Raw genomic sequence first — 17368 nt, forward strand, 5'->3', positions numbered from 1 at the left:
TATGAAAATAGGATCATTGAAAATTACCTTCTTATGAATATCTTAGGCATGGCCGTATTTCTATCTAGTAGTGCTTTCTATTTCTATGGTGTAAATTGTTTAATCTCTAAACACATGGTACATGAGTTTATAAGGTTTGGACTCGGTAAAAAAAGTAGGTTATTAACGGGATATTTGCAATTACTTGGCGCTAGTGGTTTATTGTATGGTTTCTTTTTTTCACCCGTTTTGGTTTTTATCGCCTCTACCGGGTTAACAGTATTAATGATCTTAGGGTTCGCAGTACGCATTAAAATTAAAGACAGTCTAATGCTAGCTATGCCATCTTTAATATTCGCTTTCATTAATCTATATATTTGTATAGAATATTACAAGATGCTATTCTAAGTTATACTTATACAAAGGCTATAAAAAGACACATTACTAAAAATAGTGCTGCAGGTAAGGATTTGATCAAGGGGTCTTTTATTTTAATATGCATAAGTATAGAACCGGTTAAAAGTGCTGCCAATCCTAAAGCTGCAGGTTGTTTTAAAAATGGATGCCATATTGATAAAACAAGTAAGATGGCTAAGGTGACCTTAAGAAAGCCAATAAGATAGCAGATTCCGGTAGACAGACCGTAGACGTGAAATTCTTCGATAATTGTGGTTGCATTCCCTCCACGCCAACGTGTCGGTTTTTTATTCTGAACTAGCCATACGTTTAAAATACTTATACTTACGATAACTTGAAGAGCACTAATTACATAATCCATATCCTACAATTATTATTGGTTTCTATTTTTTGAATTTATATATCATTGAAAAGTTAAGTGTAATCACTTTCCGTTATAAAAATACTAATTTTGTTTATTATTTTATGTAAATTGTTAAACAAATATCTGTAAATCTATAGTAGAAATATTAAAAATTTTAAAACACAACAAGGCATGTTATTTAATACCAGTTATCTTCATAAAGAATATACTAAAGAAAGTGTACGGGTAGTAGGTGAAGCTTTTTCTTTTTCCGAAATGTTAAAGCTCGGTGTTATAGGTTCCGGTAGGTTGATTATAAAAGAATTAATCACAAAACTGCGACCAAAAAATCTGCAACTAATTGCCATTAATTATTCAAATATTGAGCTACGACCAAAAGGCATTGTAGTGCATTCTTCGCCAGGACTTGACCGTTATTCTTGGATAATTCCGTATTATCGTTTAGTTAATTATAATACGCAAACGTTCAGTATCCACTCCAACGGAAATTTTATAAAATTTTCTAGAAATAGGAACTACCTTGATAATAAAAAGTTTATTGATAAAATGAGTGATTTTAAAAATAACTTTTTAAACCTAACCTATTATGATTCGTAGTACTAGTAAACAAAGTAAATATAACCGCAAATAATTCTACTCAATATACCTTTAGTAATTATGACTTCAGTACCTATTTTTGATTTTAAAATAACAAGTGATACTAATCATTGGACCATTGTTGATGACGTGGTCATGGGTGGTAAATCATCAGGAAAATTCACTTTAAATAAAGAAGGGAATGGTGTTTTTGAAGGTGACATTTCACTAGAAAACAATGGTGGGTTTTCTTTGTTGCGCTATCGGTTTAATAAAATAGGTACCAAACAATATTCAAAAATTATATTGAAGGTTAAAGGTGATGGAAAAACGTATCAGTTCAGAATTAAAAGTAAGACAACTGATGATTATGCTTACATAAGTTTTTTTAATACTTCAAAAGATTGGGAAACTATAACGGTATCTTTAGCTTCTATGTATCCGGCATTTAGAGGGCGTAAGCTCAATTTTTCAAATTATGATCAAGAATCTATTGAAGAAATTGCATTTTTAATTGGGAATAAAAAAGAAGAGAATTTTAAGTTAGAAATTGATTCTATCGTTTTAAAATAGTTGCTGTAGTTTGTGTTTAGTAATACTTAATAAAGTGAACATAGACTCCCTTCAGAAATAAGAGCGGTCATTATGCGATTCTATTTCAAAATCTAAAGGAATCTTTAAATAATTATAGTAATTACAAGTGCTTTGTAATTTTTGAGCTTATAGGTTTGGTAATGGAGTAGTAGTAATCAATTAAATTTCCTTGTTCATCAACTAAATACTTTTGAAAATTCCATTTTACACTAGAATTTTTTTTACCATTTAGTTCTTTTGTTGTAAGCCATTGGTATAATGGGTGTTGCTTACTGCCTTTTACAGCTATTTTTTCTGTTAGTAAAAAGGTAATACCAAAATTCAGTTCACAAAATTCTTGAATTTGCGAGGAACTTCCAGGCTCTTGTTTCCCAAATTGGTTACAGGGAACACCAATGACCACGAGTTTATCAGCATACATATCGCTCAGCTTTTGAAGTTCCTTATATTGATTCGTAAATCCGCATTCGGAGGCCACATTTACAAAGAGTATCTTCTTCCCTTTAAAATCGTTCAATGAAATTGGTTGGCCGGTTAAGCTCTTTATAGCGATATCATAAATAGATTTCTTTTTTATTTTTGTAGCAGCTCTTGTTGGCAATTTTGCTTTATCTGTTGTTTTCATAGCTATTTATATTTTTAAGGTCACCATCTTGGAGTCTTTCATTATTTTTTGGTAAACGATTTAATTTATGCAATCATAAAGAGCGTGTTTTGGGTGCTTATATTTTAGGGTTTAACTTATGCATTTATTTTGATTTTTGCTCGATCATCGAGATTTAAATACCCAGACGCTTAAGTGAAAACTTAATTAATTTTTGAATTAAATGCTTTGCGGCTTGCCCCGAGGTTGTTTGCTATTGGTTTAAATAATTCTGTAATTCAGAAATTTTGTTTGGGGTATTGAACACTCCACCATAAAATGACGTTACAGTCGTAGAAGTATCATCTTTGATTCCTCTAGAAGAAACACACAAATGTTTTGCGTCTATGATCACTGCAATATCTTCGGTATCCAATACCTTGTTTAATTCTGCCGCTATTTGGTTTGTTAGTCGCTCCTGTACTTGTGGCCGCTTTGCATAATATTGTACTATTCTATTCAGCTTAGATAGTCCTATTACTTTACCGGATGAGATGTATGCAATATGTGCCTTTCCTATAATAGGAACAAAATGATGTTCACAATTAGAATAAAAGCTAATGTTTTTCTCAACTAGCATGTGATTATATCGATATTTATTTTCAAACAAGGTAACCTTTGGTTTATTTGCCGGGTTTAGACCCGAAAAAAGCTCTTCAATATACATTTTGGCAACTCTATTCGGAGTACCTTTTAATGAATCATCTGTAAGGTCTAGCCCCATTACATCCATAATTTGACCGAATAATTCAGAAATTTTTTCTCTTTTTTCTATGTCACTTAAAAAAGGTGCATTAGGTTTCATTGGTGTTTCTAAACCTGTATTTAAGTGATCTTCTCCTATTTCATCAATAGAAAGGTCGCTAATTGTGCTAATATTGGTAAGTGCTGTATTTTCTGTTTTTAACTTCATCTTGTATTAAGTAAAAATATAGTTTGTTGTGCTTTAAAATAGTTATACGCTTGTAGTGCGTTCTTTTGTACTAGAAAAGAAGTCTCACTATCGTATTCAAATTTACAATTTTGTTTAATTAAATAATATAATAATTAAACAAAATTAATACTTTTGTGCTTTTACTATTTAGTAAGCTATGGTATACTTATTTTTAATAAAATGGTTCATTAACAAAGAGGTTATTGATAAGGTAAAAATCTAGATTTAAAAATATAGTATGTCCAAATTACCTTTAGAACATAGATTTTTAGACCTTTCGGATTATGGGAGGTATTTTGGAAAATCTATTGCTAATTCACTAAAAGAAACTTCATTTACTCCTATAGATGTCACCATTTGGTTTATCATTTCGGGTTTACTGGCCATTGTTTTTATTTTATTGGAACTTTACTGGGGAGCTGCTTTTTTTTTAATTTTTAAATCTATTTTGGATGCTGCTGATGGAGAATTGGCAAGGGTAAAAAAAACACCTTCGCATACGGGTCGCTATCTAGATTCTATTGCAGATATTATTTTAAATATTTTCATTTTTACTGCGCTTTGGTATTCCTCACAAGCTAGTTTTATTTCATGTTTTCTTGGCTTTTTAGCTATTCAACTACAAGGTACTTTATACAATTACTATTACGTTATCTTAAGAAATAATTTAAATGGCGATACAACGAGTAGGGTATTTGAAATTGATTGTCCCATTGCTATGAAAGGGGAAAAGCAAAAAAATGTAAACTTGCTTTTTAGAATTTATAAAGTGCTTTACGGGGTTTTTGATAAAACAATTTATAGACTGGACCCAACAGCTGCTAAAAGTAAAAGATTCCCTAAATTACTAATGACCGGGGTATCTACATTTGGACTTGGTTTTCAGCTTTTTGTTATCAGTGCTATGCTCGTTTTAGGGTTTAAAGAATTTATTTTTTCTTTCTTTTTGTGGTACTCGATACTGATTTTTGTTTTTATTGGTATTCGAAAACTACTGTAGTTTGGATCATATTATTTTAAGACTGCTTTATACCATGCTCTATTTTCAAGACTCATTTTATGAATAAGGGTATTCCACAAAGTTTCTTGGTGTTTCATATAGTTTAATTTTTAAATCAAATTGAGATTCAATTTCTGGTCTTAAAATGTTATAAACGACTATTGCTATATTTTCGGCCGTAGGATTAAGATTTGTAAACTCTTCGGTATCTAGGTTAAGGTTTCTATGATCAAACCTATTCAGGATTTTTTCTTTTATTAGGTCAGACAAAATCTTGGTGTCTATTACATAACCCGTTTCTGGATTACATAAACCAATTACCTTTACTTCTAATTCGTAATTATGACCATGGTAATTGGGGTTGTTGCATTTGCCAAAAATTTTTTTGTTTTTTTCGTCACTCCATTCCTTATTATGTAAACGGTGTGCTGCATTAAAATGTTCACACCTTACAATCGCAATCTTTTTCATTTATATAGGGGGTTATAGTTGTAAAATATATTCTTGGTCGTAAAAGTATTTTAATTATTGTTTACTATTTTATAAAATTTGTTAAACATAAATTAAAAAGCTTAGTTTTGTATTTTTAAAGTGTGGAGTACCAATTACAATAAAATGAAAAATTCTAATCTTAAAGTACATATTGTAGGCGCAGGTATTAGCGGACTGGTTGCCGCTGCCGTTCTTGAACAAAATGGATATTCGCCTGTGATTATTGAAGCTACCAATAGCGTTGGAGGTAGAGTAAAAACCGCTATCGTAGATGGTTATCAACTAGATCACGGTTTCCAGGTATTACTTTCGGCATACCCAGCAGCTAAAAAGTATCTTGATTTTGATTCGTTAGAATTGCAAACATTCCTACCTGGTGCCGTTATTTTTAAATATGGGAAAGAGTTGACCATTGGTGACCCTTTAAGAGATGTCTCTTTTTTATTTTCTACATTATTTTCTGGGATAGGAAATTTTTCCGATAAAATTAAAATACTAAAGCTAAACAGGAGATTAAAGAAAAAATCATTGTCGTCCATATTTTCGGAAAATGAGCAAACTACATTATTGTATTTAAGGCAATTAGGCTTTTCCAACGAAATTATCGAAGACTTTTTTACCCCATTTTTTAGCGGTATTTTTCTTGAAAACAAACTAAATACATCCAGCAGAATGTTTGAGTTTGTTTATAAGATGTTCGGAGAAGGTTATGCTACTATACCTAAAGCGGGAATAGGTGCTATTCCAAAACAGTTAGCTAAAAATTTAAACCATACGGTGTTTAAATTTAACACGAAAGTGGCAACTGTACTAGACGGACAAATAGAACTGGAAAATGGTGAAAAGTTAGCAAGTGACTATACCATAGTAGCTACGGAAGCTAGTAACTTAATTCCCAATTTAAAAAATCAAAAAACGGAATGGAAATCGTCAGATACTATCTATTTTGAAACAACAAAGCGGGTAATCAATAAACCGCTAATAGGTCTTGTTCCTGTAAATGGATCGCTAATTAATTCTATTTTTTATCCTACAAGTCTTGGGACTATTTCTAAAAATTCTAAAGAGTTACTTTCTGTAACGATAGTTGATAATCAAAACCTACCAACTAAAATTCTTATTGAGCGTGTGCAACAAGAATTAAAGCGATACTGCGCAATAGAATCCTGCAGTTTTATTAAACACTACAAAATTCCTAATTCATTGCCAGTACTGAACAATTTGCAATATGATATGTTACCTTCGGAAACCCGTTTAAATACAGGTGTTTTTCTTGCAGGTGATACCTTACTTAATGGCTCTCTTAATGCAGCAATGATTGCTGGGGAAATGGCTGCGCTTGGTGTCGTAGAAGCAATTACAAATACCAAACGTTAAGAATTTATAGCGCTATTTTTAGACTGGAGCCGTATGATAATAAAGCATTATTAAGTACTATTAACTATTTTCAACAATCTTTATTTCCTCGTACTTTAAGCCGTATAACTTGTATACCATAGTATCAATTGCCGTATCTGTTTGGGAAATTTGGGTTTGTAAGGCCTGTGCTTTTTGTTTGTTTTCTTCAAAGAGGTCCAACCACCCAAACTCATCTTTTCTTGTTAATGCCGTTATAATTCCAAATAGAACCATTTTTTATTGTCATTTTTTTCAATGTACCAGCGTTGGAAAGCTCATTCAATAAATTTTCACTTTCGATTCTTGGAGTACCCGAAAGTTCTGAGTACTCTTTTGCCGTGAGCGAATGATATAAAGAAAAGAGTGTTTCCCAATTTTTAACATATTCACTTTTTGTAACATTAGGGTCCAATTTTAGAATGGCCATTTCATAAAAAGCATAGGGCCTGCTACCATAAACAATTTCTTTATTTCCCGAATCGTCAATAAAGAATAAGGTTGGAAATCCTCGTACGCCCAATTCTTTTCCCAATTTCAAATCTTCTTCAAACAGTACTTTTGCTGCCCCTTCAAAATCACTTTTCAATTGCTCACTATGTAGTCCAACATTTTTAGCAGCAATAGCCAAATTTTCCCATTTGGCAATATTTTTCTTCTGAAGAAAAACCATTTCCCTTATTTCCCGAAGAAATAGAATTGCTTTTTCATTGTTTTGAATTTGTGCTGCTTTAAATGCAATGGATGGTGGATAAGATGATTCTAAAGGATCTATCAACCATAAATCTCCGTCAATGGGCATATCGTAATACACACTCACTTCGTCCCAATGGCTTGCCACATCCGATGGTTTTCCAATACCTCCGCTATTGTAACTCCAATTGGGCAATAACCCTCCCATTCTATATTCTATTGTAATAGAATTGCCATATTCCAATTTTAGTTTACGTAATTGTGGTTCTATTCCCCAACAGGATGAGCAAATGGGGTCTGTATAGTAAATTACCGTAATGGATTTCTTAGTGGATTGCATGTCACTTTGTAATACGGTATCCGTACTTTGGTCAGATGTTTTGCAGATGCCGGTTTCTATGTCGCATAAAAGCGGATTATTTTCTGATGTTTCGATTTTCATATTTTCTTCTTTTTAATTGCATCAACTAGAAATAATATCAAAAAGCCAAATCGAAAATAAACAAGAAATTCAATTCTTGTGTCATTAGATGTAAAATGGCTCTTAAAAAATAGGGAGTAAAAAAAGGATAACTAATTTTAGTTATCCTCTTCGCAAAATAAAACTAAATTTTAAAGGGACGTTGCTCCTGCTACTGCTACAGTATGGTCATTTTCTACTGAACTTCCACTTACCCCAATAGCTCCGATAATTTTGCCTGAAGCGTTTTTAATTGGAACGCCTCCTGGAAATGTAATCAATCCATCATTTGAGTGTTCAATATTAAACAATGGTTGGCCTGGCTGAGATAATTCGCCAATTAATCCGGTGTTCATGTCAAAATACCTAGCAGTTTTTGCTTTTTTAATAGAGATGTCGAGTGAACCCAACCATGCACCGTCCATACGGCCAAATGCTACCAAGTTAGCTCCTGAATCGACGATTGCAATGTTCATTTTAGTATCTATTGCTGTAGATTTTTTTTTTGCTGCTGCAATTGCTTTTTCTGCTTGTTCTAATGTAATATTCATAATGAACTATTCTAATTGTTAGTATATTTTCAAACTGAAAACTGTTTTTACCATTTCAGGATTGTGATATCTTTAGGTGTTGAATGCTATAAATTTTTAATTACTTTAATGGTACAAGGAATTAAACAACATCTTAAAGGTGCCAAAGGTTTGACCGCGCCATTGAGGACTGAAACCGAACAAGACAATTGAACCTTTACCCTGATTAATCTGCAAAGCTGCGGCATTTCCTTTTAAATGTTCCTCTCCGGTTAAATAACCCGAACGAAGAATAGTAGCGGTTTCAGGATAACTCACGAGAACTGAACCTTGAAAACCATTTTTTGTCTTAAAAACGGGACTGTTGTTAAAATAAATGTCCGTTTCCTTGGAAACACCGCTCATGATAGCATTATCTTGATTGATTTTAGCACGAAATAATGAACCGCTACCATAGAAATCACCACGGTTTTTGTCTTTAACTACGTTTTCGACCTGTAGGTTTAAATGCTTAATAGCGAATTCGGTACTCTCATTTAAAAAAACCAACTTCCCTCCATCTGCGACAAAAGACTTTAAAGCATTTACACCTTCTTCTTCAATACCTCCGGCATACTTTTCAAGTGTTTCATCCTTAGAATATCCATGTAGAATAAAACTATCCTTGTTCTCGCCCCCACGTCTAGCGGTACCTATTGAAGGGAAGATGACAACATCATAATTTTTAATCGTTTTGCCATCCTTAAAAGCGTTATTATAGAGTAGGTCCACATCATATTCATGTTCTTCAAGTAGCCATTGGGTCCAACCTACATCATAAAGACTACCGTGCCAAGGTTGATAAAGCCCAATTCGAAGTCGGTTTAACGACTTACCGGAATTTGTCTTTGTCCACTGCCCTGGTATATTTAGTTCTTTTACCCATGTGCTCAACGTATTCTTATCAATACCCGAAACTATGTACTGACCATTGGAACGGGAGTTATAGCCGTTCTTATGATGAGTCACTTTTCCTCCATTCTTTAAAGCTCGATTGATCAAAATATAAGAATGGTTTACCGTTGGGTCTAAAACTAAAAAAGAACCGGAACCTTCAATTGCCTTAGTGGGAGAGACTATTCCTGCGGCTACGGCATTAGCAGTAAATTCGGCTTTTTTGTTCGCATCCCATTTCGTTGGCACACCTTTTACAGGGGTCATTGCTTGAACCGTTTTGTCTGATAGAGGATCTGCTATCGGGTGAACATCAACTCCCATGGAATAGGGCAATGTCCAGCCGGCTACATCATAAGGAACTTTTAGTTCATCGCCTTGCATAATATGTGGATATTCCTGGATGCCTAAAATTTCTGGAACAAGATTTCCAAATACTTGATTCGTAGGAATAACCCATGTCCCAGCCTGATAAGATAATTCTCCTATGGTCGTTTCCTTTGTAAACTGATTTATTTTTACCCCATTAAAAGCTAATCTACGTAACATAGTAACAGCATTGTTTGGGTCATCTTGCTCTTGAGGAATTATATAAGCAGCGGGAGATGCTTCAGGATAATTCTCAATGGTCTCCATGCCCGCTTTATATCGATTATAGAGAATATCTTCTCGGTTATTTTTCGCGTATTTCAACACACCATAATTTACCGCCACCATGTATTCTACTTGATCGCTCAAATTCCACTGACCACCTTTCCATGGACTTACCAATAAATTTCGAGCACGGAACGTCCCTAATTTTTCCAAAACTTTTTCCTCTGCAATTTTATAGGGCTCACCCCATTGATTTTGACCGCCATCGACCTCTGTCCAGTAAGCAATGGTATTATGGTACATATTTATATAATCATTATAACCCGTGTAGTAGGCATCATATGCTTCGCCTAAATGTGTGGCACCTGTAAGGCCCCTTGTTTCTAATTCTTGAGCCATCTGCATTCCTAAAGTGTTCATTTCTCGCAGAATTCGTGGAGGGGTATGGACCCCTACTGGAGATGCAAAAGGTGGAAGCCATATTCTATGATAATCTGTTTGTTCGGAACTATGACCTTGTTGATGATGAACATGAAGAATTTCCGGTTCCCAATTACGCCAGGTATGAGCCAGTACTTTAGATTCTTGCATATTCAACATATACCCATCTCTATTGTTATCATGTCCTACATACTTTTGATACACCTTGTTGAGCGGTGCCGTAGGATGATCGGTGTTTTTAATTTCCTTATACCAATCCACAACAATGTTTTGTCCGTCAGGATTTAAGGTAGGCCATAACACTAGTATTGTATTTTCAAAGAAATATTTAAACTCCTCTTGGTTCATGGTCATCAATTCATAGGCAAATTGATTGGTGTGTTGAGAACCTGCTATTTCACCTGCATGTAGACCTCCATTTATATCTATAAAAACGGGCTGGTCTTTAATCAACTCCTTTAAATTTTCCTCACTCAAACCTTCGGGATGAGCAATCCGCATGTTATTTTCTCTAAATTTCTCTAAATTTTTTAAATTTTGTGGGGTTGAAATAACGCTTATGTACCAAGGTCGTTCTTCACTGGTATGTCCTACTTGCACTATTTCCATCCGGTTACTAGCCTCTGCCAATTTCATGAAATAATCTATAGACTGTTCATAATTGATTAAATGGTAAGTAGCCCCTACCTCATGGCCAAATACAGATTCCGGTGAGGGAATATTTTGCGCGTAAAGATTAGTTTTTGCTAAAAAGCTGAAAATTAGAATAGTAAATGAGATTAATCTTAGAATCTGTTTCTGGTTATATTTTTTGTTTCCCATTATTACGGTTTTTAAATACGTTATATTTTTACAACTTTCACTTTTATTTTTTAAAACCAACCCAACAAATTGGTTTGCAATCATCCAAAAATAATTTGTTGATATTTAGTTATTTATGGTATTTACCAAGTTACCAATTCTTTTAATAACTCAATTTCTGTTTTTTCATGGCACGGCGATAATTCATCGCCACTGCATCGAATTTTAAATGTAGCTCTTCAGTGAAGTCGAAGGGAACTTGCTCGGGTCGTTGCGATTCAACAATACGTTTGTCTTGATCAAAAATGACTTGTTCAAATTCTTGTAAAATTGTGTCTGGCTCATCCTGGTCATAATTACGACCGATAATACAAAAACCACGACATTTATTTTGTGAGATAGGTTGTGAGGTAAAAAAGTAGACCATGCCTTTTTCTTTACCCCATCCTAAGCGAAGTACAATAGTATAGGGTAAATGCAGTTCGTACACACTTCTTCTCTCTGGTTGTACCACATCGTCATTTGCAAAAATGGGAAAGTCATCGCTATTGGTTGCTTCGGGCCGTACCACGGAATAATGTAAGACCGAATCTTTCACGGTCACTTTACAATCAGGCACTTTTGGTCGCTCAGGATCTCCTAGTAATCCAGGATGTACCCACGGGAAGTGACCGAAATCAGTGAAATTTTCTACTTGTCTGGAGCTATCGCTATTCCAATCGAATGGCCCTGTATTTACCAATTTCCAATCAGCGTTTTCGTACTCGGGTATATTAGGAAGATCATAAACCGGTTCTTTTAAGGCAACCCATACCAATCCGAATTTTTCTTGGCAATGATAACTAGGGGTTTTTGCCTTACTAGGGATTTTCGCGTCCGGATCCTGCGGAATCTTTACACAGGTACCTTTTTTGTCAAATTGCCAAGCGTGGTAGGGGCAAACCAGACAATCGTCTTTTATCCACCCTAAAGACAAAGCAGTTCCTCGGTGGATGCATACATCACGCATTGCATGTACCTCGCCGTCAGAGGTTCGCCAAACAACCACGGCTTCGTCTAAAAGAAAAGTACCAAATGGAGTATCGGCCTTTATCTCATTGCTATATCCTACTGGATGCCAGCATGCATAAAGTTTTTCTGGAAATACAATTTTAGCATTGTTCATAAGTGGTAGTATTAGTATTAATATTTACATCAACAACTGTTGATGTAAATATATCCATTTGTTTTTAATAAACAAATGTGTCTTAATTTTCTGGTTATTGGACTAATTGTATATTTATACAAATGAAAAAAAGAACAAAAAGGGAACGCTTTTTGAAAGTAGCTCTTCAATTAATTCATAAAAAAGGTTTTAAAGCAACAACCATGCGCGATATTGCACATGAGCTTAATTTTGATGTTGCCAATGTTTACAACTATATAGATTCAAAACAGTCTTTACTAGATACCTTTCTTTTCAGTATTCAAGATGAGTTTCAAGATTCAATTGATTTTATTGTAGCATCGACCCATACTTCAAAAGAAAAGTTACTACTAGTAGTAACTTCGTATATTGAAATTACAGCTAGAAGACCTTTTGAGCAAGCTCTGCTTGCCAATGAATGGCGTAATTTAAAAGAACCAAGACTTCATGAGTTCTTGAATCGCCGTGAAGGGTTTGAAAACAAAGTGAAAACAATTATTCAAGAAGGAATCACAAATGGAGAGTTTAGAAAAATAGATGTAGAAATTACAACACAAATAATACTGTCTAGCCTTCGTTGGGTTTATCTTAGTTATATTAATCCTCAATCAAAAATAAATTCTGAAATTATAGAACTAGAGTTGACTAATTTTATTAGCGCTGCGGTTATTAAAAATTAATATGGAGCACTATAGTTTTTTGATAAATCGAACGCCTGTTTACGTATGCTTTCCAAGTCCTTGGTCATGGTGCCTTTTCATTCAATAACACCAATGGCAATATCATTGTCTAAGATGTCGCCATCTGCCTTGCACAAATTATTTTGGTCCTTGTATTCTGCAACTAAATTATAGTATAGTTTGCCTTAGTCTTTAGGGTGTAGTTCAATATATTCACGAACAACTCGGTTAAAAATATACCCCGATATTCTTCTCCTTTTGAGCTGCGTATATTGTCTTGTATGGTGGGGTTTGAAAAGTATTTCCGGTATTTTTTATATGTCTTGTCTACCTCTGCGGAGTTTTGTAAAACAAGGCGCGACTTAAGTACTGAAAGTTAAAATAATGCCATTATAATTATAAAATGTTTGTTTAGCTAAAGTAACAGATGATTATACTTTTCAATAAATAATTTTCTCAGAGGTTATACATTAAACTATACCGTACTTACGGGAAACCGTATTGTTGGGGTAAGGATATTTTTAAACGGAATTAAATGGGTAAATTCAACAAAATTTATAAGCCCAAATTACGAGAGTATCTTTTCTTCTTGAAAATGAAAGATAGCGTATACTATTTTTTTAACGATGCAAAATAATCCTTAACCTCACCAATGCGCTTTTGTTTAGCATCTGCGTTTAACCAACTAGCCTTAAATGCATTTACGGCCAATTGCTGAATTTGGTCTAAAGTTAAATGTAGGGCTTTGGCGGTTTCATAATAATTTTCGTTCATATACCCACCAAAATAGGCAGGGTCGTCGGAATGTATGGTGGCTATAATTCCCTTTTTTAGCATTTCTGATACTGGGTGCTCTTCCATTTTCTGTATCACTTTTAATGCAACATTACTAGTAGGGCAGAGGGTAAGTGGGATTTTTTCTTCCACTAATCTTTTTACCAATGCATCGTCGTCTAAACATCTATTTCCATGGTCAATGCGTACTACTTTCAACAGGTCCAACGCTTCCCAAATATAGGCTGACGGACCTTCTTCACCGGCATGGGCTACTAGTTGATATCCTTGTTGTGCCGATGCTTTAAATACACGTTGAAACTTACTTGGCGGATTTCCTAGTTCGGATGAGTCTAAACCTACACCGTCTATAATATGCTTAAAGGGGAGCGATGATTCTAATGTTTTAAAGGCTTCTTCTTCACTTAAATGACGTAAATAGCTCATAATTAGTTTGTAAGAGATACCGAATTCACTTTTTGCTTTTTCTAATGCCTTATGTATTCCGGTAATAACAATAGGAAAAGGAACCCTTCTATCCGTATGTGTTTGTGGGTCAAAAAATAGTTCTACATGTATTACATTCTGGCTATGCACTTTTTTTAAGTACGCCCAGGTTAAATCAAAGAAATCTTGTTCGTGTAACAGTGCTTGTGCGCCTGCATAATAGATGTCTAAAAATTCCTGAAGATTATTAAATTTATAGGCTTTTTTTAACGATGCTATAGATTTGTACGGTAAGGTTATCTGATTTCGTTGAGCTATTTTGAACATAAGCTCCGGTTCAAAACTTCCCTCAATATGTAAATGCAGCTCTGCTTTTGGAATGCCTTGTATAATATTTTTAAGTTCTGATGATTCCATTTTGTGTTGTACGTTGAGGGATTATTTTACAAATTTACACATTCGCGTGGTAATGTAGATTTTGTACCCTGTTGCGTATTTAGAAATTTTTTTACTCGATAATCGAGATATAAGTGCTCCGAGGTTTGACTAAAAATTAAGATATTTCTTCCTATAAAAACCTCATGGCCTTGCCCTGAGGTTGTTTACTTGATAATGGAGATTTAATTGCGCTGACCCTTGCAAATATTTAACCTCATTTGTCTGGTAAAGGCCTTAAAGGGGTTTATTAGCTGCTGTGACACCTATGATTGCGACCAAAGTGCATATTTCTACAACGCTAAAAAAAATGTAATGCAGCATATTGTCCCCAGTAACTAAACTACCAAATTGAACCACTAGCATTAAAACGGCGACAGTTATTGTAAGTATTTTATTCAACCTATTTTTAAGAACAGTGGATAGCACAATCATGAGCATAGGTATTTCCATAATTATCGCAAACTTTAGAAGGAATTCCTCGTTAAATTGGATACCATCTACCTCACCTGTAAGTAGTTGATTTAGAAATACGGAATTATAAATGGAGAATACATCGCAAAAAAGGTAGTTAGCGGTTAAAAATATCCAAAGTGTACTTTGTAGCTGTTTCGTTTTCATGCTGTTGTCGTTGCTATTGTCAAATTTAAAACCGACATGTGCATCGGTTAAGTTTGTTGCAAAACTAGAAATGAAAACGTGTTGATAACGTTCACTTAAGTGAAGAAATGGAGATTATACGTTCTTATCTATAATTCTAGAACGTATTCTGCTTAGTGATTGCGGTTTTACGCCAATAAAACTAGCCAGCTGGTGTTGTGGTATGCGCTGTATAAGGTCGGGCCTATTTTTTAATAAACTTAGATAGCGTTGTTCTGGAGTAGATGTTTTAAACTGGTCAAAATCTATTTGTTGTTTTGCTAAAAGCTCTTCGGATAAAATTCGACACAAGGTTTCAAATTTTGGAAATTTCTTAAAAATTTCACTTTCCATATCTGGGTTAGAAATTACTAGAATGGAATCTTCATTACAGGCTATATAATGTTCAGACGGTTTTTTGCTAATTACACTATGTGGTGTAACACCTTCCATTTCAGTATAAAAAGCTGTAGTTTTTTCTTCGCCGTCAATAACGTAATAAGTTCTAATGCATCCTTTTAGAACAAAATAACCTTCATTACTACGTTGTCCTTCCTTAAGCAAAATAGCACCCTTTTTTTTAGTGTGAAAAATATTCAGGGTAATTAGATTTTCTTTTTCAGCGTCATCAAGGGTAAGGTAGTTTGATATAAAATTGAATAATAAATTATGCATCTTGTTTTCTTATCAATTTTTTAATCAATTCATCTTATGGATGAAAACTGTTAGATTTTATTTTTCTAAAACTTTTCAAAGGAGGCTTATCAACTTAACCATTTTAATACATTGAATATGCAGACCAATATTCGTACTACCTGTGGTATTACAAAACGTAGTTGTTAAATAGGTCTACCAACTCCTTTTCAGGGTCTAAACTTAATCCCGAACGCGTGGTAGAGCTTTGTATAACGGTGCTTCTGCAAGCTGTTAACCACCCAAACCGGTCAGGTAGATCTAGCTTTCCTATTGGTCCGCCATTGGAGTTTCCTTCACAAATTAATTTCCAAGCTTTTAAATAATCATTTAGTATTTCATACTCAATTTCTGGTGAAAATGCTTTTAGTTTCTCCTTATCAATATGGTATTTTATATCCAAAAACTTAGTTCGTTTACAGAAAAGAATAACGCCTACATTAAAGAATTCTTCTCGTTCTACTTTGGGAACGATACGTACTATCGCAAATTTAAATGTTTGTCTATCTTGCATCTTCCGCTTCTTTTACTAAAACATCGATCATAGATAGCTTAGTAGTGATAAATTTAATGTAAGCCGTCCTTTTTTCATTCGCATTTAAAACATCGGATTCACTCGTTAGCCAATCTTCGGGTATTTTTGAAACTATTTCCGTTATTTTTTCAAGTGTAATGAATTGTTGAATTTCGGATGCAGCTTCAGTTAGGGCAGTGGCTTGTTGTAAAAGTACATGGTCTTTTATAAATGGGAATGTTCTAGAAAGATGACTTTCCCATGTTTCCCAATTATGATGAAAATAGAAGCTTGCACCATTATCTATCACCCATAGCTCATTATGCCAATACAAGAGATTTGCATTCTTGGCCGTTCGGTCTATATTACTTATTAAACTATCTAAAACAACAACTTTTGAAGCTGTTATGGCATCTGCCTTTGATATTAACGGGTCAAAAGTTATGGCACCGGATAAAAAGTGCAAACCAAGATTTAGCCCAACACTAAACTTTAATAAATCTTGAATTTCCTCATCGGGTTCCGTTTGTCTAAAGGAATCTTCTAAATTCATAAATACCAACTCTGGTACTTTTAAACCAATAGCACGTGCCAATTCGCCACCAATAAATTCTGAAATGAGCGATTTTTTACCTTGCCCTGACCCTCTAAATTTAAGCACGTACAAGAAATCGTCATCTGCTTTTACAATAGCAGGCATAGAACCGCCTTCCCGCAAAGGCTGTAAATATTGAACAACATCTACTGTTCTAATATCAAGTGTATTCATACTTGCTAAGGTAGCGTTTGTGTAGTTATCAATTTGTATAATGCTTTAAATGACATTGGCTATAGTCTCAAGAATATAGTGCAAAGCCCCAACAATGATCGCAAGCGCAATTATTATTACCAGTCTGATCAGAAATGAATTGTTATTGTTTTGTACCCTTTTTTTTAGATAGAAAATATCTAATAAAATAAAGAGTAATGCTATAATACAACCAATAATTACACCTACATAAAGTAAAACAAAATCGTGAATACTATTTAAAAACGTAAACTCACTGGTTTCGGACTTGGAAACTGGTCCTAAAACAATACGCATATGTAAAAACCCTAATAGAATAGCGAACAATGTCCAGCCAAGGTAATTTAAAATTCGTTTTACCATACGT

Annotated in this window: 21 protein-coding genes; 6 read left to right on the forward strand and 15 right to left on the reverse strand. The window is 34.1% G+C overall.

Features of this window, described 5'->3' with window-relative positions; genetic code table 11:
* The first annotated feature begins 33 nt into the window (after positions 1-33).
* The gene (locus tag BTR34_RS15355) at positions 34-387 is read left to right on the forward strand and encodes a DoxX family protein (protein WP_074472149.1); all 354 of its coding nucleotides are present in this window, start codon (positions 34-36) and stop codon (positions 385-387) included.
* Between the two features lie 7 nt (positions 388-394).
* On the opposite strand, the gene BTR34_RS15360 is transcribed toward BTR34_RS15355, so the two are convergent.
* On the reverse strand, positions 395-757 hold the full coding sequence (locus BTR34_RS15360; protein WP_068483267.1) for a DoxX family protein: 363 nt from the start codon (positions 755-757) through the stop codon (positions 395-397).
* Positions 758-931: 174 nt separating this feature from the next.
* Between BTR34_RS15360 and BTR34_RS15365 the strand changes: the two genes are divergently transcribed.
* Together BTR34_RS15365 and BTR34_RS15370 are read left to right on the forward strand one after the other, a co-directional pair.
* Positions 932-1357, forward strand: coding sequence for a hypothetical protein (locus BTR34_RS15365; protein WP_068483264.1), 426 nt, complete (start codon positions 932-934; stop codon positions 1355-1357).
* Positions 1358-1417: 60 nt separating this feature from the next.
* Positions 1418-1909, forward strand: a complete 492-nt coding sequence (locus BTR34_RS15370) for a CIA30 family protein (protein ID WP_068483262.1) — start codon at positions 1418-1420, stop codon at positions 1907-1909.
* Positions 1910-2030: 121 nt separating this feature from the next.
* Here BTR34_RS15370 and BTR34_RS15375 read toward each other — a convergent pair whose 3' ends face one another.
* Positions 2031-2555 carry a glutathione peroxidase gene (locus BTR34_RS15375; protein ID WP_068483260.1) on the reverse strand — a complete coding sequence of 175 codons (525 nt, stop codon included), beginning with the start codon at positions 2553-2555 and terminating at the stop codon, positions 2031-2033.
* Between the two features lie 232 nt (positions 2556-2787).
* Complete coding sequence (gene folE, locus BTR34_RS15380) at positions 2788-3486, reverse strand: GTP cyclohydrolase I FolE (RefSeq protein ID WP_068483257.1); 699 nt, start codon at positions 3484-3486, stop codon at positions 2788-2790.
* 259 nt (positions 3487-3745) lie between these two features.
* Here folE and BTR34_RS15385 point away from each other — a divergent pair, with 259 nt between their 5' ends.
* Positions 3746-4507, forward strand: coding sequence for a CDP-alcohol phosphatidyltransferase family protein (locus tag BTR34_RS15385; RefSeq protein ID WP_068483254.1), 762 nt, complete (start codon positions 3746-3748; stop codon positions 4505-4507).
* A 57-nt stretch (positions 4508-4564) separates the two neighbouring features.
* Here BTR34_RS15385 and BTR34_RS15390 read toward each other — a convergent pair whose 3' ends face one another.
* Positions 4565-4978, reverse strand: a complete 414-nt coding sequence (locus BTR34_RS15390) for a 6-pyruvoyl trahydropterin synthase family protein (protein WP_068483252.1) — start codon at positions 4976-4978, stop codon at positions 4565-4567.
* Positions 4979-5122: 144 nt separating this feature from the next.
* On the opposite strand from BTR34_RS15390, the gene BTR34_RS15395 reads away from it, so the two are divergent.
* Positions 5123-6376, forward strand: coding sequence for an FAD-dependent oxidoreductase (locus BTR34_RS15395; RefSeq protein WP_068483247.1), 1254 nt, complete (start codon positions 5123-5125; stop codon positions 6374-6376).
* A gap of 60 nt (positions 6377-6436) precedes the next feature.
* Here BTR34_RS15395 and BTR34_RS15400 read toward each other — a convergent pair whose 3' ends face one another.
* The 5 genes from BTR34_RS15400 to BTR34_RS15420 all read right to left on the reverse strand — a co-directional run bounded on the left by BTR34_RS15400 (position 6437) and on the right by BTR34_RS15420 (position 12011).
* The gene (locus BTR34_RS15400) at positions 6437-6631 is read right to left on the reverse strand and encodes a hypothetical protein (RefSeq protein ID WP_068483244.1); all 195 of its coding nucleotides are present in this window, start codon (positions 6629-6631) and stop codon (positions 6437-6439) included.
* A complete protein-coding gene (locus tag BTR34_RS15405; protein WP_068483241.1) occupies positions 6588-7529 on the reverse strand; it encodes a DsbA family protein in 942 nt (313 codons plus the stop codon). The genes BTR34_RS15400 and BTR34_RS15405 overlap by 44 nt, the downstream gene beginning before the upstream one ends.
* Positions 7530-7699: 170 nt before the next feature.
* Complete coding sequence (locus BTR34_RS15410) at positions 7700-8098, reverse strand: GlcG/HbpS family heme-binding protein (RefSeq protein WP_068483239.1); 399 nt, start codon at positions 8096-8098, stop codon at positions 7700-7702.
* A gap of 105 nt (positions 8099-8203) precedes the next feature.
* Positions 8204-10867: a M14 family zinc carboxypeptidase gene (locus tag BTR34_RS15415; protein WP_197496141.1), complete on the reverse strand. Its 2664-nt coding sequence runs from the start codon at positions 10865-10867 to the stop codon at positions 8204-8206.
* A 142-nt stretch (positions 10868-11009) separates the two neighbouring features.
* Positions 11010-12011, reverse strand: a complete 1002-nt coding sequence (locus tag BTR34_RS15420) for an aromatic ring-hydroxylating dioxygenase subunit alpha (protein ID WP_068483233.1) — start codon at positions 12009-12011, stop codon at positions 11010-11012.
* Between the two features lie 122 nt (positions 12012-12133).
* Between BTR34_RS15420 and BTR34_RS15425 the strand changes: the two genes are divergently transcribed.
* Entirely contained in the window at positions 12134-12712 is a 579-nt protein-coding gene (locus tag BTR34_RS15425) for a TetR/AcrR family transcriptional regulator (protein WP_068483230.1), read from the forward strand.
* A 612-nt stretch (positions 12713-13324) separates the two neighbouring features.
* On the opposite strand, the gene BTR34_RS15430 is transcribed toward BTR34_RS15425, so the two are convergent.
* The 6 genes from BTR34_RS15430 to BTR34_RS15455 all read right to left on the reverse strand — a co-directional run bounded on the left by BTR34_RS15430 (position 13325) and on the right by BTR34_RS15455 (position 17364).
* Positions 13325-14350 carry an adenosine deaminase gene (locus tag BTR34_RS15430; protein WP_068483226.1) on the reverse strand — a complete coding sequence of 342 codons (1026 nt, stop codon included), beginning with the start codon at positions 14348-14350 and terminating at the stop codon, positions 13325-13327.
* Between the two features lie 255 nt (positions 14351-14605).
* The gene (locus tag BTR34_RS15435; RefSeq protein ID WP_068483223.1) at positions 14606-14989 is read right to left on the reverse strand and encodes a DUF6326 family protein; all 384 of its coding nucleotides are present in this window, start codon (positions 14987-14989) and stop codon (positions 14606-14608) included.
* A gap of 114 nt (positions 14990-15103) precedes the next feature.
* Positions 15104-15682, reverse strand: a complete 579-nt coding sequence (locus tag BTR34_RS15440) for a Crp/Fnr family transcriptional regulator (protein WP_068483220.1) — start codon at positions 15680-15682, stop codon at positions 15104-15106.
* A gap of 148 nt (positions 15683-15830) precedes the next feature.
* A complete protein-coding gene (locus BTR34_RS15445) occupies positions 15831-16214 on the reverse strand; it encodes a DUF3037 domain-containing protein (protein ID WP_068483217.1) in 384 nt (127 codons plus the stop codon).
* On the reverse strand, positions 16204-16983 hold the full coding sequence (locus BTR34_RS15450) for a HipA family kinase (protein WP_068483214.1): 780 nt from the start codon (positions 16981-16983) through the stop codon (positions 16204-16206). The genes BTR34_RS15445 and BTR34_RS15450 overlap by 11 nt, the downstream gene beginning before the upstream one ends.
* 45 nt (positions 16984-17028) lie before the next feature.
* Positions 17029-17364 carry a hypothetical protein gene (locus BTR34_RS15455; protein WP_068483211.1) on the reverse strand — a complete coding sequence of 112 codons (336 nt, stop codon included), beginning with the start codon at positions 17362-17364 and terminating at the stop codon, positions 17029-17031.
* Positions 17365-17368 lie beyond the last annotated feature (4 nt).

The sequence above is a fragment of the Maribacter hydrothermalis genome (assembly GCF_001913155.1).
GTDB classification, from domain to species: domain Bacteria; phylum Bacteroidota; class Bacteroidia; order Flavobacteriales; family Flavobacteriaceae; genus Maribacter; species Maribacter hydrothermalis.

Coding starts and splice junctions, on each gene's coding strand:
- BTR34_RS15355 (WP_074472149.1), top strand. CDS start 34: ATGAATATCTTAGGCATGGCCGTATTTCTATCTAGTAGTGCTTTCTAT.
- BTR34_RS15360 (WP_068483267.1), bottom strand. CDS start 757: ATGGATTATGTAATTAGTGCTCTTCAAGTTATCGTAAGTATAAGTATT.
- BTR34_RS15365 (WP_068483264.1), top strand. CDS start 932: ATGTTATTTAATACCAGTTATCTTCATAAAGAATATACTAAAGAAAGT.
- BTR34_RS15370 (WP_068483262.1), top strand. CDS start 1,418: ATGACTTCAGTACCTATTTTTGATTTTAAAATAACAAGTGATACTAAT.
- BTR34_RS15375 (WP_068483260.1), bottom strand. CDS start 2,555: ATGAAAACAACAGATAAAGCAAAATTGCCAACAAGAGCTGCTACAAAA.
- folE (WP_068483257.1), bottom strand. CDS start 3,486: ATGAAGTTAAAAACAGAAAATACAGCACTTACCAATATTAGCACAATT.
- BTR34_RS15385 (WP_068483254.1), top strand. CDS start 3,746: ATGTCCAAATTACCTTTAGAACATAGATTTTTAGACCTTTCGGATTAT.
- BTR34_RS15390 (WP_068483252.1), bottom strand. CDS start 4,978: ATGAAAAAGATTGCGATTGTAAGGTGTGAACATTTTAATGCAGCACAC.
- BTR34_RS15395 (WP_068483247.1), top strand. CDS start 5,123: ATGAAAAATTCTAATCTTAAAGTACATATTGTAGGCGCAGGTATTAGC.
- BTR34_RS15400 (WP_068483244.1), bottom strand. CDS start 6,631: ATGGTTCTATTTGGAATTATAACGGCATTAACAAGAAAAGATGAGTTT.
- BTR34_RS15405 (WP_068483241.1), bottom strand. CDS start 7,529: ATGAAAATCGAAACATCAGAAAATAATCCGCTTTTATGCGACATAGAA.
- BTR34_RS15410 (WP_068483239.1), bottom strand. CDS start 8,098: ATGAATATTACATTAGAACAAGCAGAAAAAGCAATTGCAGCAGCAAAA.
- BTR34_RS15415 (WP_197496141.1), bottom strand. CDS start 10,867: ATGGGAAACAAAAAATATAACCAGAAACAGATTCTAAGATTAATCTCA.
- BTR34_RS15420 (WP_068483233.1), bottom strand. CDS start 12,011: ATGAACAATGCTAAAATTGTATTTCCAGAAAAACTTTATGCATGCTGG.
- BTR34_RS15425 (WP_068483230.1), top strand. CDS start 12,134: ATGAAAAAAAGAACAAAAAGGGAACGCTTTTTGAAAGTAGCTCTTCAA.
- BTR34_RS15430 (WP_068483226.1), bottom strand. CDS start 14,350: ATGGAATCATCAGAACTTAAAAATATTATACAAGGCATTCCAAAAGCA.
- BTR34_RS15435 (WP_068483223.1), bottom strand. CDS start 14,989: ATGAAAACGAAACAGCTACAAAGTACACTTTGGATATTTTTAACCGCT.
- BTR34_RS15440 (WP_068483220.1), bottom strand. CDS start 15,682: ATGCATAATTTATTATTCAATTTTATATCAAACTACCTTACCCTTGAT.
- BTR34_RS15445 (WP_068483217.1), bottom strand. CDS start 16,214: ATGCAAGATAGACAAACATTTAAATTTGCGATAGTACGTATCGTTCCC.
- BTR34_RS15450 (WP_068483214.1), bottom strand. CDS start 16,983: ATGAATACACTTGATATTAGAACAGTAGATGTTGTTCAATATTTACAG.
- BTR34_RS15455 (WP_068483211.1), bottom strand. CDS start 17,364: ATGGTAAAACGAATTTTAAATTACCTTGGCTGGACATTGTTCGCTATT.